Origin of the sequence: Neisseria sp. HMSC065C04, assembly GCF_001815375.1 — a bacterium.
GTDB lineage: Bacteria > Pseudomonadota > Gammaproteobacteria > Burkholderiales > Neisseriaceae > Neisseria > Neisseria flavescens_D.
Genome location: NZ_KV820396.1, coordinates 45,342 through 69,258 on the forward strand (window position 1 = coordinate 45,342; position 23,917 = coordinate 69,258).

At 47.3% G+C, this 23,917-nt stretch carries 25 protein-coding genes; 2 read left to right on the forward strand and 23 right to left on the reverse strand.

The annotated features are described in order from the left end of the window. The 22 genes from mnmA to HMPREF3022_RS11845 all read right to left on the reverse strand — a co-directional run. Positions 1 to 645: tRNA 2-thiouridine(34) synthase MnmA (gene mnmA / locus HMPREF3022_RS02675; RefSeq protein ID WP_070765103.1), on the reverse strand; the 645-nt coding region annotated here is incomplete at its 3' end. Positions 646 to 771: 126 nt separating this feature from the next. Next, positions 772 to 1,248 (reverse strand): copper chaperone PCu(A)C, encoded by a 477-nt coding sequence (locus HMPREF3022_RS02680; protein ID WP_049331348.1) that lies wholly within the window; start codon positions 1,246 to 1,248, stop codon positions 772 to 774. A 131-nt stretch (positions 1,249 to 1,379) separates the two neighbouring features. Beyond that, complete coding sequence (locus tag HMPREF3022_RS02685) at positions 1,380 to 1,763, reverse strand: diacylglycerol kinase (RefSeq protein ID WP_049331405.1); 384 nt, start codon at positions 1,761 to 1,763, stop codon at positions 1,380 to 1,382. A gap of 68 nt (positions 1,764 to 1,831) precedes the next feature. Further along, a complete protein-coding gene (gshB, locus tag HMPREF3022_RS02690) occupies positions 1,832 to 2,788 on the reverse strand; it encodes a glutathione synthase (RefSeq protein ID WP_049331350.1) in 957 nt (318 codons plus the stop codon). A 114-nt stretch (positions 2,789 to 2,902) separates the two neighbouring features. Then, positions 2,903 to 4,564 carry a DNA repair protein RecN gene (gene recN / locus HMPREF3022_RS02695; protein ID WP_049331351.1) on the reverse strand — a complete coding sequence of 554 codons (1,662 nt, stop codon included), beginning with the start codon at positions 4,562 to 4,564 and terminating at the stop codon, positions 2,903 to 2,905. Positions 4,565 to 4,763: 199 nt separating this feature from the next. Next, positions 4,764 to 6,779: a BCCT family transporter gene (locus HMPREF3022_RS02700; RefSeq protein WP_049331354.1), complete on the reverse strand. Its 2,016-nt coding sequence runs from the start codon at positions 6,777 to 6,779 to the stop codon at positions 4,764 to 4,766. Between the two features lie 250 nt (positions 6,780 to 7,029). Next, the gene (locus HMPREF3022_RS02705; RefSeq protein ID WP_049331406.1) at positions 7,030 to 7,647 is read right to left on the reverse strand and encodes an SMC-Scp complex subunit ScpB; all 618 of its coding nucleotides are present in this window, start codon (positions 7,645 to 7,647) and stop codon (positions 7,030 to 7,032) included. A gap of 69 nt (positions 7,648 to 7,716) precedes the next feature. Then, entirely contained in the window at positions 7,717 to 7,950 is a 234-nt protein-coding gene (locus HMPREF3022_RS02710; RefSeq protein WP_049331356.1) for a glutaredoxin family protein, read from the reverse strand. Positions 7,951 to 8,099: 149 nt separating this feature from the next. Further along, positions 8,100 to 8,300 (reverse strand): (2Fe-2S)-binding protein, encoded by a 201-nt coding sequence (locus HMPREF3022_RS02715; RefSeq protein WP_003681978.1) that lies wholly within the window; start codon positions 8,298 to 8,300, stop codon positions 8,100 to 8,102. A gap of 227 nt (positions 8,301 to 8,527) precedes the next feature. Then, positions 8,528 to 9,400, reverse strand: a complete 873-nt coding sequence (gene xerD / locus HMPREF3022_RS02720) for a site-specific tyrosine recombinase XerD (protein ID WP_049331358.1) — start codon at positions 9,398 to 9,400, stop codon at positions 8,528 to 8,530. 83 nt (positions 9,401 to 9,483) lie between these two features. Next, positions 9,484 to 9,927, reverse strand: a complete 444-nt coding sequence (locus HMPREF3022_RS02725; RefSeq protein ID WP_003683206.1) for a peroxiredoxin — start codon at positions 9,925 to 9,927, stop codon at positions 9,484 to 9,486. 36 nt (positions 9,928 to 9,963) lie between these two features. After that, the gene (locus tag HMPREF3022_RS02730) at positions 9,964 to 10,599 is read right to left on the reverse strand and encodes a deoxynucleoside kinase (protein WP_049331360.1); all 636 of its coding nucleotides are present in this window, start codon (positions 10,597 to 10,599) and stop codon (positions 9,964 to 9,966) included. A gap of 97 nt (positions 10,600 to 10,696) precedes the next feature. After that, on the reverse strand, positions 10,697 to 11,185 hold the full coding sequence (gene folK, locus HMPREF3022_RS02735) for a 2-amino-4-hydroxy-6-hydroxymethyldihydropteridine diphosphokinase (RefSeq protein ID WP_049331363.1): 489 nt from the start codon (positions 11,183 to 11,185) through the stop codon (positions 10,697 to 10,699). A 15-nt stretch (positions 11,186 to 11,200) separates the two neighbouring features. After that, on the reverse strand, positions 11,201 to 11,575 hold the full coding sequence (locus tag HMPREF3022_RS02740; protein WP_003681989.1) for a SirB2 family protein: 375 nt from the start codon (positions 11,573 to 11,575) through the stop codon (positions 11,201 to 11,203). 55 nt (positions 11,576 to 11,630) lie between these two features. Beyond that, complete coding sequence (locus HMPREF3022_RS02745) at positions 11,631 to 12,200, reverse strand: tRNA 5-(aminomethyl)-2-thiouridylate-methyltransferase MnmM (protein ID WP_049331364.1); 570 nt, start codon at positions 12,198 to 12,200, stop codon at positions 11,631 to 11,633. A 78-nt stretch (positions 12,201 to 12,278) separates the two neighbouring features. Beyond that, complete coding sequence (hfq, locus tag HMPREF3022_RS02750) at positions 12,279 to 12,575, reverse strand: RNA chaperone Hfq (RefSeq protein WP_036493792.1); 297 nt, start codon at positions 12,573 to 12,575, stop codon at positions 12,279 to 12,281. A gap of 297 nt (positions 12,576 to 12,872) precedes the next feature. Continuing rightward, positions 12,873 to 14,330, reverse strand: a complete 1,458-nt coding sequence (gene der / locus HMPREF3022_RS02755) for a ribosome biogenesis GTPase Der (RefSeq protein ID WP_070765104.1) — start codon at positions 14,328 to 14,330, stop codon at positions 12,873 to 12,875. Between the two features lie 141 nt (positions 14,331 to 14,471). Further along, a complete protein-coding gene (locus tag HMPREF3022_RS02760; protein ID WP_004519433.1) occupies positions 14,472 to 15,101 on the reverse strand; it encodes a YfgM family protein in 630 nt (209 codons plus the stop codon). Further along, positions 15,102 to 16,397 (reverse strand): histidine--tRNA ligase, encoded by a 1,296-nt coding sequence (hisS, locus tag HMPREF3022_RS02765; RefSeq protein WP_049331371.1) that lies wholly within the window; start codon positions 16,395 to 16,397, stop codon positions 15,102 to 15,104. It lies immediately after the preceding gene. A gap of 136 nt (positions 16,398 to 16,533) precedes the next feature. After that, positions 16,534 to 17,607 carry a restriction endonuclease subunit S gene (locus HMPREF3022_RS02770; protein WP_049331408.1) on the reverse strand — a complete coding sequence of 358 codons (1,074 nt, stop codon included), beginning with the start codon at positions 17,605 to 17,607 and terminating at the stop codon, positions 16,534 to 16,536. Between the two features lie 17 nt (positions 17,608 to 17,624). Further along, positions 17,625 to 19,265: an HsdM family class I SAM-dependent methyltransferase gene (locus HMPREF3022_RS02775; protein WP_283119032.1), complete on the reverse strand. Its 1,641-nt coding sequence runs from the start codon at positions 19,263 to 19,265 to the stop codon at positions 17,625 to 17,627. 136 nt (positions 19,266 to 19,401) lie between these two features. Continuing rightward, positions 19,402 to 19,680: a VRR-NUC domain-containing protein gene (locus HMPREF3022_RS11845; RefSeq protein WP_239669542.1), complete on the reverse strand. Its 279-nt coding sequence runs from the start codon at positions 19,678 to 19,680 to the stop codon at positions 19,402 to 19,404. 340 nt (positions 19,681 to 20,020) lie between these two features. Between HMPREF3022_RS11845 and HMPREF3022_RS02780 the strand changes: the two genes are divergently transcribed. After that, positions 20,021 to 20,944: an RluA family pseudouridine synthase gene (locus HMPREF3022_RS02780; RefSeq protein WP_049331373.1), complete on the forward strand. Its 924-nt coding sequence runs from the start codon at positions 20,021 to 20,023 to the stop codon at positions 20,942 to 20,944. A gap of 69 nt (positions 20,945 to 21,013) precedes the next feature. Here the strand turns inward: HMPREF3022_RS02780 and adhP are convergent, their stop codons facing one another. After that, the gene (gene adhP, locus HMPREF3022_RS02785) at positions 21,014 to 22,057 is read right to left on the reverse strand and encodes an alcohol dehydrogenase AdhP (protein WP_003681279.1); all 1,044 of its coding nucleotides are present in this window, start codon (positions 22,055 to 22,057) and stop codon (positions 21,014 to 21,016) included. 339 nt (positions 22,058 to 22,396) lie between these two features. Between adhP and HMPREF3022_RS02790 the strand changes: the two genes are divergently transcribed. After that, on the forward strand, positions 22,397 to 23,878 hold the full coding sequence (locus HMPREF3022_RS02790) for an aldehyde dehydrogenase family protein (RefSeq protein ID WP_049331375.1): 1,482 nt from the start codon (positions 22,397 to 22,399) through the stop codon (positions 23,876 to 23,878). Positions 23,879 to 23,917: the final 39 nt, after the last annotated feature.

Sequence of the window (23,917 nt, forward strand, 5' to 3'; positions counted from 1 at the left end):
CAGGTATTTTTGCAAAAACTCGCGGAACGGGCGTTCGCCGATAAAGCAGATGCCGGTACTGTCTTTTTTGGTTGCAGTCGGTAATTTGAATTCTTCGGCAAGACGGCGGACTTCAGGCTTCTCCAACTCACCCAATGGGAAAATCGAGCGCTCGAGTTGGAAAGGCTTGAGACGATATAGGAAATAGCTTTGGTCTTTATTTTGATCCAAGCCTTTGAGCAGGTAATGCACGCCGTTTCGAACTTCTTTTCGGGCATAGTGTCCGGTGGCAATGGTATCGGCGCCCTGCTCGATGGCGTAGTCCAAAAAGCATTTGAATTTGATTTCGGCATTGCACAAGACATCCGGATTCGGTGTGCGGCCTGCGCTGTATTCTTTGAGGAAATAGGCAAATACGTTGTCTTTGTATTGTGCGGCGAAATTAACGATGTCGATATCGATGCCGATGATGTCGGCAACGGCAATGGCATCAAAGGAGTCTTGTTTGATGCTGCAATATTCGTCGTTGTCGTCATCTTCCCAGTTCTGCATGAACACGCCGCTGATTTGATGGCCTTGCTGTTTGAGCAGGGCCGCGGTAACGGATGAATCGACGCCGCCTGAGAGGCCGACGATGATGTTTGCTGGTGTGTTGTGAGTATTCATGAGCGGAATGTGGGTTTCAAATACATTTTTTAAAGCGTGATTTTAGCACATTTTGATTTGACGACAGAAAAGGCCGTCTGCAAGCCCAATGACTTTCAGACGGCCTTTATATGCAAATTCAAGCAATTAGTGCTGATGTGCGCCACCGTGTGCGCCGTGATCATGCTGCATGTCGGCTTTAGGTGCGGTTTTCACTTCCAGCTCGACAGTTTGAGGTTTCGCGTTTTTGAATTTCAGGGTTACAGGCACTTTTTCGCCTTCTTTCAATTGTTTTTTCAGACCCATGAACATAACGTGGTAGCTGCCCGGTTTCAGCTCGGTTACGCCTTTTGCCGCCAAAGGCACGCCGCCTTTAACTTCGCGCATACGCATAACACCGTTGTCGTTAATATGGGTGTGTACTTCAACGCGTTCTGCAACAGGGCTGCTGCCACCTACCAAGAAGTCTTGTTTGGCTTCATCGTTTTGGATTTTCATGAATGCGCCACCCATTTTCATACCTTCGACAGTGGCACGTGCCCAACCGTCTTCAATATGGATACCGGCTGCAGATACGGAAGTTGCCAAGCCTGCCAGAATCAGGGTTGCCATTAATTTTTTCATGTTTTGCTCCTTGTGTTTGCCAAATGGCTGGGATATACAGCCTTCATCTTACAACCAAAGGCTGTCTGAAAACTTTGATATAGATTAATTAATACTATCTAATCCTAACGAATTACCATATTACCACATTTTTAAGCAGTTAATGCAATAATCCAAACAATAAATAACATGAACAAAGCCATCAGTTGCGCGGCCGAACCGGCATCTTTGGCACGCTTGGCCAGCTCGTGTTTTTCAGTAGAAGTATGGTCAACGGCTGTTTCGACGGCGGTATTAAACAATTCGGTAATCAATGAAATAAACGATGCGACAACAAGCACCATTTTGGTGACCGGGCCGAAATCAAGGAACAAAGCCAAAAAAATTAAAATCAGGTTCAACCAAAAAACTTGGCGAAATGCGCTTTCATAACGGTACGCGGCAGCCAGTCCGTCTTTGGAATAACCGAACGCATTAATGATGCGCTTAATGCCGTTTTTACCTTTTTTTTCAGATGCGTAGGAAGATGGTTCCATCATATTCTCAACATAAAAAGGCCGTCTAAAAAGAAACGGTCGGGTCAATTTTCAGACGGCCTTTGGGTTTATTGTTTTGCCCAAGATGCCACGGCATCTGCAAACATGGCGGCAACGTCGAAATCTTTTTGCTTCATGATTTCTTGGAAGCCGGTCGGGCTGGTTACGTTGACTTCGGTCAGGTTGCTGCCGATGACATCCAAACCGGCAAGCAAAATACCGCGACGCTTCAATTCAGGCGCCAGGGTTTCTGCAATTTCACGGTCGCGCTCGCTCAATTCCTGTGCCACGCCGCGACCGCCGGCAGCCAAGTTGCCACGCGTTTCGCCGTTTTGCGGAATACGCGCCAAAGCATACGGAACAACTTCCCCGCCGATAATCAGAATGCGCTTGTCGCCATGTACGATTTCAGGAATATAACGTTGCGCCATGATGGTACGTGAATCAAGCTGCATCAGGGTTTCCAAAATACTGCCGATATTGGGGTCGGATTCGGTCAGGCGGAAAATGCCCATGCCGCCCATGCCGTCCAAAGGTTTGATAATGATGTCGCCGTGTTCTTTCAAAAAGACACGGACATCGGCGGAACGTGTGGTAACCAAAGTCGGCGCGGTAAACTGGCTGAAGTTCAGAATTGCCAATTTCTCATTGAAATCGCGCATTGCTTGTCCGCTGTTAAATACTTTTGCGCCCTGCTGCTCTGCCAAAGTTAAAAACTGGGTCGCATACAGATATTGCATATCAAACGGCGGATCAGTGCGCATAATGACCGCATCGAAATCTTTTAAGGCCGTCTGAACTTTTGCCTCTGATTTAAACCATTCGTGATCGTCATCGTTCTTCGCACCGACAAACTCAAATGCCGCCGCCTGAGCCACTACCCAGCCTTCACGGACGGACAATTCTCCGCTCAAGGTATGAAAAAGCTGCCAACCGCGCTTTGCCATTTCACGCATCATGGCGTAAGTAGTGTCTTTATAGGTTTTAAAACTTGCCATCGGATCGGCGATAAACAGGACTTTCATCAAAATTTCCTTGTAAACAGACGATATAATCATACCTTGTATTCTGCCTGCCTGAAAGGTGGCAAAATATAGAAAAGGCCGTCTGAATCCTATTTTCAGACGGCCTTGAGGCTTTTAGGCGGCTGCCAAATGCAAGAGTTCGGCGGCATGGCTGCGTGTGGTATCGGTAATGATTTCGCCACCCAGCATACGCGCGATTTCCTCAATGCGCTGATGATGGTTCAAGACGCTGATTTCGCTGACGGTTTGCTCCCCTTCGCTATGCTTGCGGACCTGCCAATGGTTTTCACCGCAAGAGGCTACTTGAGGAAGATGGGTTACCGCCAAAACTTGATGTTTTTTACCTAAGGCACGCAAAGCTTTACCGACCATTTCAGCGACGCCGCCACCAATACCGGTATCTACTTCGTCGAAAATCAATGTCGGCACTTGCGTGTATTGGCTGGCAACCACTTGCAAAGCCAAGCTGATACGCGCCAATTCGCCGCCGGAAGCCACTTTGTTCAAAGGTCGGGACGGATTGCCTTTATTCGCCGCCACTTGGAATTGCACCTGCTCCAGACCATGCGCGGTCGGCGAAGACGGCAACAAGACGATGTCAAAACGTGCGCCTTTCATGGCCAAATGCTGCATATGCTCGGTGGTCTCTTCGCCCAAACGGCCTGCCGCCTGATGACGCATGGCGGAGAGAATATGCGCGGCTTCGTGGTATTCGGCAAGATTGCGTGCGACTGTATTTTCCAAGGCTTCCAAATCGGCAGCCGCTTGCAGGTTTTGCAGGCGTTCGTCGATTTCTGCCAACTTTTGCGGCAACTCTTCCGGCTCAATACGGTATTTGCGCGCCATGCTCATCAATTCACCCATACGGCTTTCTTGTGCGGCCAATTCATTAGGATCGATATCGCTGCGACCGGCCACATCACGCATATTGGCACTGATTTCCCCCAACTCGGCTTCAATACTTGCCAACATATTCAGGCTCTCGGCAAAGCGTGGCTCAATGTTTTGCAGATTGCCCAGTAGTTTTTGGCATTGATAGATTTGACGTTGGATGCCATTGTCTCCGTCTATACTGTCGCCCACCTGCTCAGCGGTTTGCAGCAACTCGGCCGAATGCGCCAGGCTGTCGTGGCTTTGGCTTAAGGTTTCCCATTCGTTGGATTTGAGCTCCAATTGGTTCAATTCATTAAACTGCCATTCCAAACGCTCGCGTTCGATGGCCATGGTTTCTGCCTGCTCTTGCGCTTCTTGCAGGGCTTTTTTCGCATTGACCCAATTTTGATAAAGCTGTTTGACCGTTTCTGCCTGCTCTTTGCTGCCGGCAAATGCGTCCAACAACTCGCGTTGCGCAGACTCTTGATTCAACGAATGATGGGCATTTTGGCCGTGAATATCGATTAACTGCTCGCCGATGGCTTTCAGCTGCGCCAATGTTGCTGCCTGATTATTGATATAACTGCGGCTTTTGCCCTTGGCATCGATAATACGGCGGATGCTGAGCTCTTCGGCATCTTCTTCCAAAAGACCTTGCTCCTGCAGCTGCGCTTTCAATTCAGGTAAACCGCTGATGTCAAACAAAGCCGACAACTGCGCTTCTTTGGCGCCGCTTCGCACTTGGCTATAATCGGCTTTATCGCCCAACAACAGGCCAATCGCGTCCAGAGTAATCGATTTGCCCGCGCCGGTCTCGCCCGTCAATACGGTAAAGCCGTTTTGAAAATCAAGATTCAGGTTTTCAACAATGACAAAATCACGCAAAGAAAGTGCCAACAGCATTGCAGTATTCCTTAGTAAATCACCCGCACCTATGCGGAATAGCTTTAGATAAACTGATTATAACTAAGATTTTTTATAGTTTAAATCAGATTTTTCTTATGATCTATCTAAGATATTTATTTTAAACAAATTATTTTTTAAGCAGGCAATAAAAAGGCCGTCTGAATATTGCTACATGTTCAGACGGCCTAAATTTATTTTACTCTGCCAGCTCTACTTGTTCATGCCCCATCAATTCCTGCCCCACTCCGGCAAGCAGGTTCAGATAACGCTCATACTGCTTGAGCATATCGGCAATCAATTCTTTTTGCGTCATATATTGCACATCGTATCCATCGCGCCCATCCGAGAAATACGTCAATGGTATGAACGTTGCCACATATTTGAAATGAGGCAGGTTGTCTTCGCGAATCAACTGGTCGGTAATTTCCCGCTTTACGGATTTAATCCCATAGACAAAATCCCTTACCGTCCCTTTATGTACCACCAGCTCCACCGACGGCTCATCCTGTTGCAACAGGCAACGGATTTCTACGTCCATATTGTATTTTTGGGTCAATTCTTTTTTCAATTCCTGCATTGCCGGAAGCGCCGTATTTTTCATAAATTTGATGATATCGACTTCCTGCGTCTGATTCATCATTTGGCCAAGGCGTTCCCTCCAATGATCGCCAGACCAGAAAATACTGCCTGGATTGACGGCGGTCGCAAAATATTTGGCATCGTTGTTCAGGGCTTTCCACAAAGAAACCATCATAAAAATCATCAACACCGCAAATGGCAGAGACGCAATCAGGGTCATGGTTTGCAAAATAGGCAAACCGCCAGCACCCAACAACACAATAGCCACAGCCGAAATCAACACACCCCACATAACCGATTGCCACTTAGGCGAAGCCAGCCCTTTATCGCGCGAAGCAATATTGTTCAGCACATAAATGCCCGAGTCGGCAGAAGTGATAAAAAACAGCGCAATCACCAGCAATGCCACCAAGCTGCTGACGACCGGCCATGGCAGATAATTCAAAAAGGCAAACAACAGTTTTTCAGGCTCGTTGGTCAAGGCAGACAAGGCGCCGTTTGCCACATGCGTGTCCAGCCACAAGGCCGAATTGCCAAATACAGTAAACCACAAAATACTCATCAGGCTAGGCACTGCCAATACGCCAAAAATAAATTCGCGGATGGTCCTGCCTCGTGAAATTCGGGCAATGAACAAACCGACAAAAGGCGACCACGAACACCACCAAGCCCAATACAACACCGTCCAGCCGGTAAACCATTTTGTATGCTCAGGCTCATAGGTATATGACTTAAAGCTGAACGAAACGAAGTTACTCAAATAAGTGCCCAAATTGTCGCTGAATGCGAAAATCAAATACGTTGTCGGCATACTCAACAAGACAAACAACAGCAATGACAGTGCCAATACCAAGTTGGTTTCACTCAAAATTTTGACGCCTTTGCCCACGCCCGAAGTTGCGGAAAATATGGCAATCGCCATCACAACAACGATAATGCCGACCTGCAAGACATAGCTGTTGTCCTGCACCCAGCCCATCTTCAACAAACCGGAACCCATTTGTGCCGCGCCAAATCCCAAGGTTGTGATAATACCGAACAAAGTCGCAATCAAAGCCATCACATCGATGGCATCGCCCATTTTGCCGTTGATTTTGTCTTTTAAAATCGGATAAAAGCAGGAGCGCAACGCCAGCGGTAATTTATAGCGGAAACCGAAATACGCCAAGGCAAGCGCAATGATTCCGTAGATTGCCCAGGCATGAATCCCCCAGTGGAATACCGTATGCAGAATCGCCTCTTGCGCATTGCCTTTGGCAATCGGGGAAGAAAAATGCGATAAAGGCTCGGCCACACCGAAAAACATCAAGCCTACGCCCATGCCGGCCGCAAACAGCATGGCCAGCCATGATAAAAACGAAAACTCAGGTTCGTCCTCGTTTGTACCCAGCCTGATACTGCCGAAGCTGCTAATGGGAAGCGCCAATAAGAAAATAAGGAATACAGAGAAAGTCAGAATATAAAACCAGCTGACATTTTGAAAGATAAACTGCTTCATGGCATTTAACAAAGCCTCAGTATTTTGAGGCCAAACCAAAGCAGCTGATAAAAGCAAAAGGACGAAGAAAAGCGTAATACCGACCACGCTTGGGTTGAAAGAAGATTTGTTTTGAATGAATTGTTTGAATTTCATATCGGTTCCGTAGTTGATACAGCGCATATTTGAAGAACAAACGGGCTGCCGATTGATAAAGAGGGAAACGTTTCCGTATGCCTTCTCAAACTATTCCAGAATGAGAGATATTTATTCTAATAATTTCTAAATTATATCACAAAATCAATAAGTTACTAAGTTAAATGAAAATTATATTTAAAATCATGATGTTACACAACAATAAAGGCCGTCTGAAACATAATTGTTTCAGACGGCCTTTACATTCAAATCAGTTAATCAGTCTGCTTCCTGATCCAACTGCTTCTTCGGCTTCTTCGGCTTCTTCATCGCCTGTCGGCGGCGTTTCCATCAAATCAGGCAACACCAGCTCGCCCAATTCAGTCAGCGGCGGCAATTCTTCCAAACTTTCCAAACGCAAATCGCTTAAGAATGTTGCCGTGGTTGCCCACAAAGCCGGACGGCCGACAGAATCACGGTGGCCGATGACTTCAATCCAGCCCCTATCCTGCAAGGTTTGCATGACATTTTGCGACACCGCCACGCCGCGTATGCCTTCGATATCGCCACGCGTGACCGGTTGCTGATAGGCAATAATCGCCAGTGTTTCCATCACGGCGCGGGAATAACGCGGCGCGCGCTGCTCTTGCAGGCTGCCCAGTCGTTCAAAGGCGGCTTGGGCGATTTGGAAACGCCAGCCCTCATGGGTATGCACCAGTTGCAAAGCCCTGCCCTGCCAGCGGGCCTTCAATTGCGCCAACACATCAATCAGCTTGTCTTGCGACAACGGCGGCACGCACAATTCGCGCATGGCTTTTTCGTTTAAGGGTTCGACTTGCGTCAACAGTGCCGCTTCAATCAGCGCATCGGGAGAAAGTTTTTCAGTCATAATAAAATCAATGTTCATACGGCATGAATAGCCGAAGGCCGTCTGAAAGATAATATGGTCAGCGGTTTGTTACGCGCTCAAATGCGCTTTCAGTTTTTCTTCATCCAAAAACCAATGGCAGATTTCGGTATCGCCATCCAGCAAAACAGGCACCAGCTCATTGTACTTTTCTTCTAAAACCGGATCTTCATCAACATCGACAATATCCAACCCAAATCCAAACTGCTCCTGATAAGGCTTTAATTGTTCGCGCATTTTGTGGCACAGGCTGCAATATTCCCGAAACATCAAGGTCAGTTTCATGGTGGTTACTCTCGGAGGGACAAAAGCGGCCATTGTATAGCAAAATGCCGCCAAACCATACAGGCATGACAAAGGCCGTCTGAACAGACGCGAAACGAAATCAAGGATTTCTATCACGCCTTCAGACGGCCTTTGTGTATATTCTAAAATTAAGACTGAACGTTAATACCGGCAGTCACGGTATTTTGGGCACTGCTTGCAGTCAAAAACGACGCTGCCAATTCGCCGCAGCAACCGCAACAAGTCGCCACACCTAATTGAGCCTGCAAATCGCTCATGGTGGTTGCACCGGCGGCAATGGTCTCTTTGATGTCGTGGTCGGTAATGGCGTTGCAGATGCAGACAAACATGATGTGCTCCAATAATTTTGTTACCCTCTGTAATTGAGAGTAGGATTTATTCTTGAACGTAAATATAAATAAAAACGGTTTGCATTGCAATATTGGCACTGTCCTTTTGTTTTGAAATTTTTCTATGTAAATTTGTATTTTGATTGTTATTTTATAAATAATAAACTTTATAACCGTTCAGACGGCCTCAATAACAAAAAGCGGCATCTTCGAGATGCCGCCTTTATTTATGAACGGGAATGGTGTTCATCGACCATGTTTTTCAAACGGATATTGGCAACATGGGTATAAATCTGCGTGGTGTTGATGTCGGAATGTCCCAACATCATCTGGACCGAACGCAAATCGACGCCGTGATTGACCAAATGCGTGGCAAAAGCATGGCGCAAGCCGTGCGGACTGAGCGAAGCAATACCGGCCGCTTCGGCATATTCTTTAACTATCATCCATGCAAGCTGACGGCTGATGCCGCTGCGTTTCTGGCTGACAAACACTTCGTCGCAGATCTTGTTTTTTAGCAACAACGGGCGCGATTCGTTGCAATAGCGTTCCACCCAATACGCCGCTTCCTGCCCCAACGGAACCAGACGCAATTTGTCGCCCTTGCCTATGGTACGGATACTGCCGCGATGTAAATCGATATCGCTGAGCGTCAATTTGACGGCTTCGGTCACGCGCAAACCTGTTGCATACATGACTTCAAGCAAGGCTTTGTCGCGCAGCCCGTGCGGCGTTTCCACATCCGGCGCAGCCAGCAGCGCGTCGATTTGGGCTTCGGTAATCAGCGTAGGCAGTTTGCGTTCCGATTTCGGTGCCTTGAGAAAACGGGTGGGATTGTCTGCCCTTTGGCCCGTTTCCTCCAACCAGCCGTACATACGCTTGCAAGCCGACAATGCCCGCGCTTGGGACGTGTTTTTTTCTCCCTCCGCATACACGGCATCAGACAGGGCAAATTCATCGGCACTCAACCAATCCTGCCCACCCTCGGCCAACCGCGCAGCGACTTTGACCAAATCACGGCGGTAACTTTGCAGCGTATTGTGGCTGAGCCTGTCTTGCAGCCAAAGGGATTCAAGCAGCTTGTCTATTAAATCGTCCATATTCATCAAACTGTATTGAAAGGCCGTCTGAACGGCATGGCTTTACATCCGTTCAGACGGCCTTTAGGTTTTCAAAGCCCTATTTAAGAGGCTTGAGAAATTGTATCCAAAACTTCTTGCGCGTGTCCGGCCACTTTGACTTTGCGCCATTCATGGGCGATTTCGCCGTTTTCGTCCAGCACAAACGTGCTGCGCTCAATGCCGAGGGATTCTTTGCCGTAAAGCTTTTTCAGCTTGATCACGTCAAACAGTTTGCAGACAGTTTCTTCTTTGTCGCTCAACAATTCAAACTGGAAACCTTGTTTAGCGCAGAAATTCTGATGCGATTTGACACCGTCGCGCGAAATGCCGACAACGGTATAGCCCAATGCTTTGAATTGTTCCAATCTGGCATTGAAATCCAAGCCTTCGGTGGTACAGCCGGGCGTGCTGTCTTTAGGATAAAAATAGACAACCAACGGCAAATGTTCGGCGGAATTAAAATCGCTGCCGGAAGAAGATGGGAGTGTGAATTGATATTTTGACATATTATTCCTTTCAGACGGCCTAAACCTAGCCTGCGTTTATTTTTCGCTTAAATTCAAATAACTGCGCGTACCTTGAAAATCTTCCAATGCGCGCAACAAAAGCTGGAAGTGGTCGTCATTGCCGGCCAAATCCAACTCATCGGCATTGACGGTCAGCAAAGGCGCGCTTTGATACAAATGGAAGAAATGGCTGTATTCGTCATGCACCCGTCCCAAATAGCCTTCGGGGAACAAACTGATAATGCCTTCGTGACGTTTTTGCAGACGTTTGCGGTTGTTTTCGACGGCGGTTTGCAGATAAATCACCACATCGGGCTCCGCGTATTGCGGCAGAATGCGTTGCTTCATATCGACAAAAAGCTGCTGCTCGTCATCATTCAAAACGATGGGCGTAAAAATACGATCTTTTTCCGGCAAAAAATCAGCCACAACCATTCCGCCTTGCGCGCATTGGTCTTCAATAATATTCACGCTTTCAGCGCGGCGCGTCAGGAAGAAAAGCTCGGCAGCCAAGCCATTATTGGAAACATTGCTGTAAAACTTCATGAGAAACGGATTGTGATCCGGATTCTCCGACAACAGCAACGCGCTGAAATGCTCTGCCAAGCGGCGGCTCAAAGCGGTCTTGCCGCTACCGATGGCGCCTTCGACAACAATATAACGAGGATTCATAGTAACTCTTTGTAATGTGTTTTCCAACAATATTTTATAGCAAAAAAGGCGTGTCCAACACGCCCTTTCTTGTTTTAGTCCGTTTTTCAGACGGCCCTTATTCTTTCAACAGGCGAATACCCTGCCCGCCCAAAGCCTGAGCCAAATCAGCCGCACGGCCATGCTCGCTCAACTCAAAATCCGGAAGGATTTCGGCCAGAGGCAACATCACGAAACTGCGCTCATGCGCGCGCGGATGCGGCAAGGTCAGATGCGGGTCATCACTGCGGATACCGTCAAAATCGATGATGTCCAAATCCAAAGTGCGCGGCGCATTACGGAAGGTACGTTCGCGCCCAAATTCGGCCTCGATGCGGTTTAACTCTGCCAACAGCGCTACGCCGTCCAATGAAGTTTTCACGGTACAAACGGCGTTCACAAAATCGGGCTGATCGTCATAGCCGACCGGCGCAGTCAGATACAGGGAAGATGTTTTTTCGAGCCTGATATCCGGATGCGCGGCCAATTCGGCCAAAGCGGCACGAACCTGTTCAGCCGGATTGGCGAGATTGCTGCCCAAAGCGATAACGGCAAAATGCGGATACATTTCAGACGGCCTCTTTTAAAACGGCAGCGTTTTGGTTTTAGCAAGGAAAACAATCGTAGCAACACACGACATGGCCAAAACGTAGACGATATAGAACTTCGGCGAACGCGGACGCGAACGCATCATAATCATGCCCAACACAATATAAACCAGCAACAGCAGGATTTTCATGCCGAGCCACGGCGCATTAAACGGCGAAAAATGGGTAATCTTCATCAGCCACAAACCGGTAAACAGCAACATAGTGTCGTTCAAATGCGGCATAGCTTTCCAAATGCCTGCCAACGGCTTCTCAGGATGACGCCAGAGCAGGAAAAAACGGATGTTGAACAACAGGATGGTAATGGCAACGAAAATCTGATGGCTGTATTTTACAAACAGATATTGCATGGCAGTTTCTTATGTTGAGGGTTGAAAAACAAAGCAGCTATTTTACCGCAAACATCTATTTCTGACGCAACTTTTCAATCGCCAGCAGATAGGGAGGCGCATTGCGGCGGTTGACAAAGCCATAGCGTAACACGGCAAAGGCTTCCTGCGACAAAGTTTCTGCCCATTGCACAATCGCTTCAGCCTCTATTCGGCCGGTTTCATGCCCCGGATACAATACCGCCACGGCCAGCCCGTCCTCTTTCAGCAAACCCAAAGTATCCGTCAGCGCACGGATACTGCTTACCGCCTCAGTTGTACAATTTTTATCGCCACCCGGCAGCCAACCGAAATTAAATACTGCGGCATCTAAAGGCTCGTCGATATAAGACGAAAGGTTTTCATGGCCGTCATGTATCAGGGCTACCCGACCATCTACGCCGTTTTCTTTCAGACGGCCTTGAGTCTGCGCCAGTGCTTTGGATTGCACATCAAACGCCCACACCCTACCCGTTTCGCCAACCAATTGCGCCAACAGCAAAGTATCATGCCCGTTTCCGGCCGTCGCATCCAAAGCGCGGCCGCCTGCTTTTAAGGCTTGTCGTAACAGGGAGTGGGCAAAGGGAAGAATGTTTTCAAGCAGCATGATAAAGGTCGTCTGAAAATAAAAATACCCTACCGCAAAAGCGGTAAGGTATTGAAAAACAGGAATGCGTTACATCATTTATTCGGCAGGTTGTTGCACAGTCTCAACTTGAACCGGAGCAGCTGCGGCAGCGGCTTGAGGTTGTTTGTTTTCGTGTTGCAGGCTGACTGCGCGTGCAGGAACGATTGTTGAGATAGCGTGTTTGTAAACCATTTGAGTGACGGAAGTATTACGCAGCAGAACAACGTACTGGTCGAACGATTCCACTTGACCTTGCAGCTTAATGCCGTTTACCAAGTAGATCGAAACCGGAACGTGCTCTTTACGCAACGCATTCAAAAAAGGATCTTGTAACATTTGTCCTTTAGCTGTCATATTCTTGAGCTCCATTATTATGATTGTAAAGACGCCAAAATCAGCGTTTGATGGGATTGTAGCCCCGAATAGGATAAATTACCAACTATTTTTTTCTATCACACCGTTTAGCAATCCAGCAATAAGGGAACTTCCCGTCAAACCGACTGTTTCATTTCCATATTCACAACAATTCCAAATTCAAATTTGATGTTTTTTAAAATTCGGCAAGTCCTATCGAAAATATGCCATAAAGTTCTAACAAGCTGTTTTTCATTATAAAAAGGCCGTCTGAAATTATTCAGACGGCCTTTATGCTTATTTGCTGAATTGTTTTTTCACACTGACTTTGGTTTTCTTCTTGAAGCGGTTTTTCTCTTCCTTGCGGCCTTCGCGTTTCTCAATACGGTTGCTCAGGCTGACACGGCGCAGCGGTTTTTTCTTCGGTTTGTCTTCCGCATTTTCATACGGGTTTTCCGAAACATTGTATTGAATTCTGAGCGGCGTACCTTGCAGATTGAAGGCTTTACGGAACGTTTGTGTCAGATAGCGTGTGTAGCTGTCTGAAATCGCGTGCAGCGAATTGCCGTGAACCACAATCACCGGAGGATTCATGCCTCCTTGGTGGGCATAACGCATTTTCGGACGCACCAAGCCAGCACGTGGCGGCTGTTGACGCTCGATCGCGCTTTGCAATACGCGCGTGATTTTCGGCGTCGGCATCTTAATCATCGCCGCATTGTAGGCAGCCTGAATGCTTTCAAACAAACCGTCTATACCGCGTTCTTTCAGCGCGGAAATAAAGTGGAACTTAGCAAAATCAAGGAAATACAGTTTGCGGTTGATATCGCGTTTCACTTGCTCGCGACGCTCTTCGCTAATGCCGTCCCATTTATTAACCGCCACCACCAAAGCACGGCCTGCTTCCAAAGCAAAACCTGCAATCGTCGCATCTTGGTCGGCGATATCTTGTTGCGCATCCAATACCAAAACTGCAACGTTTGCCGCTTCAACCGCCTGCATGGCTTTGATAACGGAGAACTTTTCCACCGCTTCATCCACTTTGCCGCGACGGCGCACACCTGCGGTATCGATGATGGTAAACGGCTTGCCTTCACGTTCAAAATCGATATGAATACTGTCGCGCGTCGTACCTGCCATATCGAAAGCAATCACACGTTCCTCGCCGAGAATAGCATTTACCAAGGTCGATTTACCGACATTTGGACGGCCGATTACAGCAAAAACAGGATGTTTCGCTTCTTCCTCTTCCTTTTCAGGCTCAGGGAAGGTTTCCAAAATATCTTCAATCAGATAATACACGCCATCGCCGTGCGCACCTGAAATAACATAAGGGTCGCCCAAAGCAAGTTCATAGAACTCGGCTGCAAGTACAGCCCTATTGCCGCCCTCGCCTTTATTCACGGCCAAATAAATAGGACGCGGGCTTTGGCGCAAACGGTCGGCAATGATTTTATCTTGCGGTGTCAAACCAGTGCGACCGTCCACCAAAAACACAACCGCATCGGCTTCATCGACAGCCTGCAAGGTTTGTTTTGCCATTTCGTGCAAAATGCCGCTGTCCACAACCGGCTCAAAGCCGCCGGTATCGATGACCAAATAAGGTTTGCTGCCGACTTTGCCATGACCGTAATGGCGGTCACGCGTTAGGCCTGGCAAGTCATGCACGAGCGCATCTTTGGTGCGCGTCAAACGGTTGAATAAAGTAGATTTGCCGACATTGGGGCGGCCGACAAGCGCGATGGTTGGTTTCATGATGGAGTCTTTCTGTGTCAAGTGCCGCCTAAAAACGGGAGCGGAACACAAGCAGGTGTTTTAAAAACACGGTTGATAAGGATAAGTGTAGGCCGTCTGAAAAGTCATTGCAACTTCAGACGGCCTTGATTTCAAACAAAATTATTTCAAGCTGTCGATTTTCATTTGCAGCAATTCGCGGCCTACTGCGGTTTGCGGCATTTTGCTCAAAGCAGCTTCGTAACTTTGTACGGCTTCTTTGGTTTTATTTTGGGCAACGTAAACATCGCCTTTGGTTTCCAGCATCAAAGGCTCGAAATCAGCCTCAACCTGAGTATTCAGGGCATTGATGGCGGCATCGTATTTTTTCTGCTGCAACAGGACAACGCCCAAACGCTGGGCTGCCAAAGCTTGAACCAGCGGTGCATTTTGGTTTTTCAGTACCCAATTCAAATGACCTTCCGCCACATCATAACGGCCGGCATCAAACTCGGTCGCCGCCACCATCAAAGTAGCTTGGGCTGTCGAAATAGAATCAGGATAGTTTTTTTGCAATTCGGCCAAATCAGCGTTGATGGCTTTAGGGTCGGTTTTTTGCTGCGCCTTTTCCACCATTTGCGCCAATACGGCTGCTGCTTCCTGATCTTTTGAAGCTTTTTGGCCTTGGTAAATGGTGTAACCCAAATACCCCAAAGCCGCCACGATCAGCAAGGCAAAGATCCAACGGCCAGTGCGTTTCCAAAAATATTTAAAGTTGTCTAACTCTTGTTGTTCTTCCAAATGGGCTGCCATTTATGCGTTCTTCCATTGTTGTAAAGTGTCTGTCAAATCAACGGCGGCAACGGTTTGTTGTTCGTGTTTGCCCTGCATATCTTTCAGGGTAACCGTACCGTTTGCCAGCTCATCCTGAGCCACAATCAGGGCAAAGCGTGCGCCACTGTTGTCTGCTTTTTTCATTTGCGCCTTCAGGCTTTGGTAGCCGGAATGCTGCATCACATTGAAGCCTTGTGCGCGTAAGGCTTGCGCGTATTTCATCACCTGCAAGTCCGCACCTTCGCCTTGGTGCATTGCATAGACATCAGGCGCGGCGTTCACTTCCAGTGAGCCGTATTCGCTCACCAAAAGCAGCAGGCGCTCAATACCCATCGCAAAGCCGATAGATGGCGCAGGCTTACCGCCAAGCTCTTCAATCAAACCATCGTAACGGCCGCCACCGCACACAGTCGCCTGCGCGCCGAGTTTGTCGGTCGTCCACTCAAAAACCGTCTGATTGTAATAATCCAAACCGCGGACCAAGCGCGGATTTTCAACATATTGAATACCCAAACCGTCCAACATCGCCTTGAAGCGTGCATAGTGGTTTTGCGAAGCCTCGCCCAAGTAATCCACCAAACGCGGCGCCGCATTGCAGATTTCCTGCAAATCAGGGTTTTTCGTATCCAAAACGCGCAAAGGATTGGTTTTCAGACGGCGTTTGCTGTCTTCGTCCAATTTATCTTCATAACGGGTCAGATATTCAACCAATGCCGCACGGTGTGCCGCGCGTTCCTCACGGTTGCCCAAGCTGTTGATTTCCAAAGTCAGGTATTCGCGAATACCCAATTTTTCCCATAAGTCGGCAGACATCGCGATGATTTCCGCATCAATATCCGGACCTTCAAAACCCAAAGCTTCGATACCGACCTGATGGAACTGACGATAACGGCCTTTTTGCGGACGCTCGCGGCGGAACATCGGCCCCATATACCACAGCTTTTGCGGGCTGTTGTACAGAAGGTTGTGTTCGACCACCGCACGCAAACAAGAAGCTGTACCTTCAGGACGCAGGCTCAAACTCAAAGAATCGTTTGAATCGGAGAAGGTGTACATTTCCTTGCCGACCACATCGGTTTCCTCGCCGATGGAGCGGACAAACAAACCGGTTTGCTCGACAATCGGCGTACGGATTTGCTGATAGCCGTAAGCGCGTGTCCAACGGCCGACCGTATCTTCAAACGCCTGCCAAAACGCAGCCGTCAGTTTGAAATCTTTTTGTTCGACAGGTAAAAGGTCGTTCATACCTTTTACAGATTGAATTTTTTGTGCCATTTCAATATGGGATAAGCGAAAATCAAATAGTTGGGCATTATAGCTGATTTTTAAGGGTTTGTGAGGTTGGGAACAAATCAAAAGGCCGTCTGAAAATCGGTTTTCGCATTCAGACGGCCTTCGATTTTAAACGGATTTACCTTGCCGTTACCGTTTTGGTGGCGGCGATTTTTTCATCAGCATAGCGCACCACGTCTTTGATAACTTGTTTTTGCACGGCAGAAATCAGGGTTTGCATATAAACGTAGTCAGGATCATCATCTTTTACAGGTAAATTAATCATCAGATTATCTGCATCTTTGGCATAAAAATTCCGTCCGTAATGAAATTCCCCCGTATAGGCTGCTTTATGAATAGCGGAAGTAATGAACAATACTGCCATTTTTTCCAATCCGTCGGTATGGACAACCGCCACGTGGTCGTCTGCGCCGTATTCGTAATTACGGTATTTTGCCGAACCAAACATATCTATCGTAACCGTATTGGCTTTGAAACGGTAAACCGGATTCCCGATAAAGGCGGAAATGCCCGTATCGGCTTCGCCAGCGGTAACAAACGGCAGGCTGCCTGCAACCCTGTCATCGCTTTTTAAGCGTTTGCCGCGTGTAGCTTTTCCGAACAAATCGTGCAGATTGAACCTTCTCCACTGCTGTTGTCCAAAGTCCGCCAATGCCCGCTCTTCTTCCGTTGTCAACGTGTAGTCTTTCAGCCCTGTGGCTGAAAGATAGGCTTCCAGCTCGGCCACGAAATTTTCCATAAAGTCAAGATTTATTTGACCACTTTTGATAGGAAGATGAATTTTTGTGGAACGCATCTCCTTTCTGTTGAATTTCGCTCCGTAATCATATTTTTTGGTTGTCGCAATTCTACTTGCCGTAATGATTATATGTGCAATTGCCCTGTTGAATCTCGCCATTATAGGCTTGGGGACAAAATGTTGAATATGCGAATAACCGATAAAGGCCTTCTCTTGATAAAACATTGTATCCGCACCAATCGTTGTATCAGAACAAGTTATCGTATTTCCTATATTATTTGCCGGAAGCTTGGAAAATCCCATTACTCCGTTATCTATGGAAGAATTTGAAACCAAAGGTACAGTACCATTTACTGAAATAATTTCTTCATTACTCAGCCGATAATATTTTGTCGGATTAATTTCAAATAAATCTCCTAGTTTAAACTCTCCCCACTCAACTTCATTCAACATCTCAGTCAAGTGGATATCTACTTTCCCAGCGTGTCATCTTCCTTATTTTGGCGTTTTAACAGATTGGAAACTTCCCAGGCGAGATAGTCGCTGACGGTTTTTTTGAAATCATCAAGCGTCGGCTTTGTGTCAATTGGAGCAGATTGGTTCCAGTCTGCTCCATTTTTCGGATTGATCGTGCCTTCGTAATACTCTTTCTCGCTAAAAATATTAAGTTTCTTCTTACCGAAGCGGACTAAATTTACCAACTCCGCATAACGACCACGTGCATTACCAGTATCTTTGAGGTTATTGCTGGCTTTTTTGCGGTTGGTACGGGTATATCCGTCATTTGAAAAATCGATAAATTTAACAGTTTCGTCTTTCTCATGCGGTTCGCCTACTTTGAAAACATAAATATTAGTTTGCACGCTGGATTTACCAATAAACAAATCAAGAGGCATTTTTATGCTAGCAAGCAGAGTATTGTTTTGCAGAATCCGCCTGTTAATTTCTCGGGCTTTTCCTGAACCTGCAGAATTTTGGATAATGATGGCGGCGTAGCCTTTTTCCATCATGTTCAGTGCACGTTCAACAAAGTTCATGCCGTTGCCGTTAGCAGAATACGGAGGATTAAGGATAAAAGCATCAGCAGGGAATTTGTGGTCGGTTTTACCGAAACCGTATTTGCCGTCAAAATCAGTCAATGAGTCTTTGTTTAAGATATTGGAGCTACCGTCGCCCATCAGAATCATATTCAAAATGGCAAGCATATAGACGTTGGAAAGCAACTCCAAACCCAAAAGCTGTTCAGCTTTGATTTGGGCTTCTTTTTCTCGTAGTTCTTGTGGGGAATCTATGCTGTTTTTAGCATCTATCAGCATTTCATTCATGGCAGCAACCAACAGCCCGGCTGAACCTGTGGCGAAGTCCCAAACATAGGAATCTTTATTAACGCGTGCAAGTTTGGCAAGTAATGTGGCTACATAAGACGGGGTCAGTACCACGTCGTTGAGCTTATCTTGAGTAAAGCCCAGCCATGAGTACATTTCGTTAAAGAGCTTGCCAGTAAAATCGGTAGTCAGCCCGATTTTGTAGTAGATGCCCAAGTCATCGACAATTTTGGTAAAGACACGTTTTAATTGGGTTTCGCCACTATGAACTTTGTTAATATTTTCGGTCAGAAGAGTATTGGACAATGTGCGTAAAATCATCTCTTTCTTTTCTTTGGGTAGGGCTTTTTCTTCCAAGAAAGACTCGATTTTGCGCACAAGGATATCGCCGTCTCGCCAGCCACGTTCGTTTGATGATTTGAGGTCGGATTTTTCCAGCGGCGCAACTTTTCCGGGTATGCCGATGGTGGCGATGATAGCGGCGGCGACGAGATAGACGCGGTCGTTTTCGCCTAAGCCTTTTTCGTTTTGGTAGATGTCGTTGTTGAGCTTGGTCAGGCTGGCATCGATTTCTTTTTCACGCTTTTCTTTGATCCTGTCCAACTCTTCGGGCGTTAGTGAGAGTTCTTCGACTTGGCTGATGAAATCTTCAAAGTGTTCTACTGCTAGAAATGAAAAGTCATTAAAATCACCGACACGTTGCCCTACGCCTAAATTGCTTTTAGACACATAATACACGTCGATTTCATAACGAATTTCTCCCTGCTCGTCTTTGTAGCCCGTCATGCCGACGGCGATGATGTCGGTGTAACTGGTATGGTGTAGTACGGCGTTGGCGTAATGTACCGCGCCGTTTACGGCATAGCCGTTGATGTTTTTGAAAATTGGCTCGTTTTTAGCGTTGCGGTTTTCGACATTACCATCAGCATCTTTCCAGTTTGTCTTTATGACCTTTATATTCGATAAGCACGGGGTAGTAACGCCCGTTTTTACTACTTTGTAGCAATAGCTTCACATCGGGACGGTTTCCGCCAATGCCGCCATTTTTGGAATAATAGTCGTCTAAGGCTTTGTCGATTTCAGTATTTAGACTTGCTTGTTCAAGTCTGTAATCGAGCTTATAGGATTTCAGCCAGCCGTTGGCAAGGTCAGCGATATTGGGTTCAATGGATTTGTTGGATTTTTTGCTTGCTTGGGTCATTGGTTTTATCCGACATATGAAATGTGTAAACAACCGCTATGATAATATACTCGCCCCTTTCATGCTTGATTTATTCCTCCTGAAGTCGTTTGAAAACCATCCTCAAAATTTTCAAACAACCTTTGACTTGAATAGTTAATCTGTTTGCAATATCAAATCCGGAAAAGATGTCGTTCCTATTCTTCCTGAGAAAATACAGTTTTCCTACTTTACAACAGGTTGTCCGTTATAAAAGATAGATTTCCACCTACAACGAAAATGATGATAAAAAGTGCAATATCGCGTCAATAGCAATAAAGGCCGTCTGAAAAAATCCTAAAAACCAAGTACAATCCGCCGCATGAAAAAACGTACCAATCCCCTCCCCCTTTTAGACGGTGTCAAACCCAGCTATTTGGTTTTGCCACATGAAAAGCAGTTTTACGGCTTGCCGTTGCTGCATTTTCTATGCGCTCATTTTCCCTTTGTCGGTGAAGAAAACTGGCGGCGGCGGCTGAACAGCGGTTTTGTAGTGGGCGCGGATGGCGCGTCGTTTGATGAGAATACTTTATTCGAGCCCGGTAAGACGATGTTTTATTACCGTGAAACCAGCCGTGAGAGCGAGCCGCGTATTCCGTTTGAAGAAAAGATTTTGCATATTGATGAGCATTTGATTGTAGTGGACAAACCGCATTTTCTGCCTGTCATCCCTAGCGGCAGGTTTTTGCGGGAAACCCTGCTTACACGCCTGCGTCTGCGGCCGGAATTACAGCATTTGAATGTTGAAGACATTACGCCGATTCATCGCTTGGACAAAGATACGGCAGGCGTTATGCTGCTTTCGCTCAACCCTGCCACGCGTCGCGATTATCAGACCATGTTCCAAGAAAAAACCGTCCGAAAAATCTATGAAGCGGTGGCGCCGACGCGGACGGATTTGGACTATCCGCTGCATATCTCATCCCGAATGGAACGCGGCGAAAAATTCTTCCTCACACAGGAAACGGAAGGCGAACCCAACGCCCACACGACCATCGAGCTTATCGAAAACCGCGGCGCATTCAGCCTCTACCGCCTCACGCCGCATACCGGAAAGAAACACCAGCTCCGCGTGCATATGATGAGTTTGAACATGCCGCTGATGAACGATGCGCTTTACCCTACCCCATTGGCGGCCGGTGATGAAGACTACGATAAACCTTTAAAACTTTTGGCCAAAAGAATAGAGTTTACCGATCCTGTCAGCGGAGAAATCCGCGTATTTGAAAGCGGCTTTACGCTTTAATTTATCCAGTCCAATAAAAAAGGCCGTCTGAAGTTTTTCAGACGGCCTTTTTGTCACTGAATCATTTGATTAGTGATGAATGCAGCTGCACTCTTTGTTCATATCAATCACCATACGGCCGGTAATTTTACCTTCGCGCATTTCTTGGAAGATGGCAGGCGCTTCATCCAAAGCACGCAACTCGACTTTAGGCACAACCAAACCTTCTGCACCGAATTGGAATGCTTCTTCCAAATCTTTGCGGGTACCGACCAAAGAGCCGACCACTTCGATGCCGTCCAATACCAAGCGTGGGATAGACAAATCCATAGACTCAGGTGGCAAGCCAACTGCAACGACACGACCGCCTGCGCGGACGCAGTTAACACCTGAATTGAAGGCAGCAGCGGATACGGCTGTTACAACGGCTGCGTGTGCGCCACCGGTTTTCTCTTGGATGACTTGAGCCGCATCTTCTTTGGCAGCATTGATTACCAAATCCGCACCGGTTTCTTTGGCAAAAGCCAGTTTGTCGTCATTAACATCAATGGCAACAACGTGCGCGCCAAACACTTTTTTCGCGTATTGAACCGCCAAGTTGCCCAAACCGCCTGCGCCGTAAATCGCAATCCATTGACCCGGACGAACGCCGGAAACTTTAATGGCTTTATAAGTAGTTACGCCGGCACAAGTGATACTCGAAGCTTGCGCAGGATCCAAGCCTTCAGGGACTTTGACCGCGTAATCGGCACTCACGATACAGTGGGTCGCCATGCCGCCGTCGGCAGTATAACCTGCGTTCAATACAGAGCGGCACAAGGTTTCGCGGCCGGTATTGCAGTATTCGCAAGAACCGCAGCTTTGGAACAGCCATGCGATGCTGACACGGTCGCCGACTTTCAGATTTTTCACACCGTCGGCAACTTCTTTAACCAAACCGATGCCTTCGTGTCCCAATACGCGACCCGGTTTGTCGCCGTAATCGCCTGCCGCAACGTGCAAGTCGGTGTGGCACACGCCGCAATACTCGACTTCCACTAACGCCTCGCCGTATTCCAGCGGACGCAGTTCGCGTTCAACAACTTCTACATCACCTGCTACATCTTTATTTACTACCACAGCATGCATTTTCATGGAGCGTCTCCTAGAGTGTCGAAAAACTGTTTAGCTATAAATGAGAATACTCCCCATGTTCGAAACCGTCAACCCATAATCTTTTTTAAAACAATGAGTTATAATGTTATATCATAACAAAACCTATTTAGGCCGTATAAATCTTTAAATACATTAACAAATGTACTTTCATTTCAATCAAATCCTTTATTTTTCAGACGGCCTGCTACATGAGACAACATTGAAAATGTAAATTTTGAGAACATTATCATTTTTAGTACTTGAACTTAAAAAGAAAAAAGCATAAGCTGTTTTTATGGCGTAGAAATACGCCTTCCCATTCATTAAGGAGACAGTATTATGGCAAAAGATTTAAATGTGTTTGATAAAGAATATGGTCTTTTAATCAACGGCGAATGGACGAAAGGTAGCGAAGGCAAACTTTTATCCTCTTACAACCCTGCCAATGGCGATGAATTGGCCAAGTTCACAGACGCAACCGACGCCGATGTCGATGCTGCTGTGGCCGCTGCCCAAGAAGCGTTCAAAACATGGCGCAAAACCACGACTGCCGAACGCGCGGCCATTTTGAACAAAATCGCCGATGTGATTGATGAAAACGCCGAATTGTTTGCCCTGCAAGAAACCTTGGACAACGGCAAACCGATCCGCGAAACTCGCGCCGCCGACGTACCTTTGGCTTCCGACCATTTCCGCTATTTCGCCAGCGTGATCCGCGGCGAAGAAGGCACTGCGACCCAGCTTGACGCCGAAGACCTGTCCATCGTTTTGCGCGAACCGATCGGCGTTGTCGGCCAAATCATTCCTTGGAATTTCCCATTCTTGATGGCCGCATGGAAAATCGCTCCGGCATTGGCCGCAGGTTGCACCATCGTCATCCACCCTTCTTCCAGCACTTCATTGAGCCTATTGTCCCTCGCTCAAAAAATCAACCACTTACTGCCTAAAGGCGTGTTGAACGTGATTACCGGCCGCGGTTCCAAATCCGGCGAATACATGCTGCACCACAAAGGCTTCAACAAACTGGCCTTTACCGGTTCAACCGAAGTCGGCCGCCACGTCGGCATCGCCGCCGCCGAATTGCTGATTCCGTCCACTTTGGAATTGGGCGGCAAATCTGCCAACATCTTCTTCGACGATATGCCTTTCGACAAAGCCCTCGAAGGCGCACAAAAAGGTATTTTGTTCAACCAAGGCCAAGTGTGCTGCGCCGGTTCGCGCATTTTTGTACAAGAAGGTATTTACGACAAATTCGTCAATGCTTTGGCTGAAGAATTCAAAAAAATCAAAGTCGGCTTGCCTTGGGAAGACGACACCCAAATGGGTTCGCAAGTCAATGCCGGTCAACTCGAGACTATTTTGAAATACGTCAAAATCGGCGAACAAGAAGGCTGCCGCATCATTACCGGCGGTAAAAAAATCGAAGGCGACTTGGGCAAAGGTGAATTTGTCGAGCCTACTTTGATTGAAGCCAGCAGCAACGAAGCCCGTGTTGCCCAAGAAGAAATCTTCGGCCCGGTTGCCACCGTGATTAAATTCAAAACCGAAGAAGAAGTCATCAAAATGGCCAACGACAGCGAATACGGCTTGGGCGGCGCAGTGTGGAGTACCGACATCAACCGCTGCCTGCGCGTTTCCAACGCATTGGAAACCGGCCGCGTTTGGGTAAACTGCTACAACCGCCTGCCTGCCGGTGCGCCGTTTGGCGGCTACAAAACTTCAGGTATCGGCCGCGAGACCCACAAAATGATGCTCGCCGCCTACACTCAAGTGAAAAACATCTACATCAGCACCCGTGAAGAACGCGAAGGCTTCTATTGATTCGGCGTTTCACATTAATCTGATTTAGAAACTATAAAG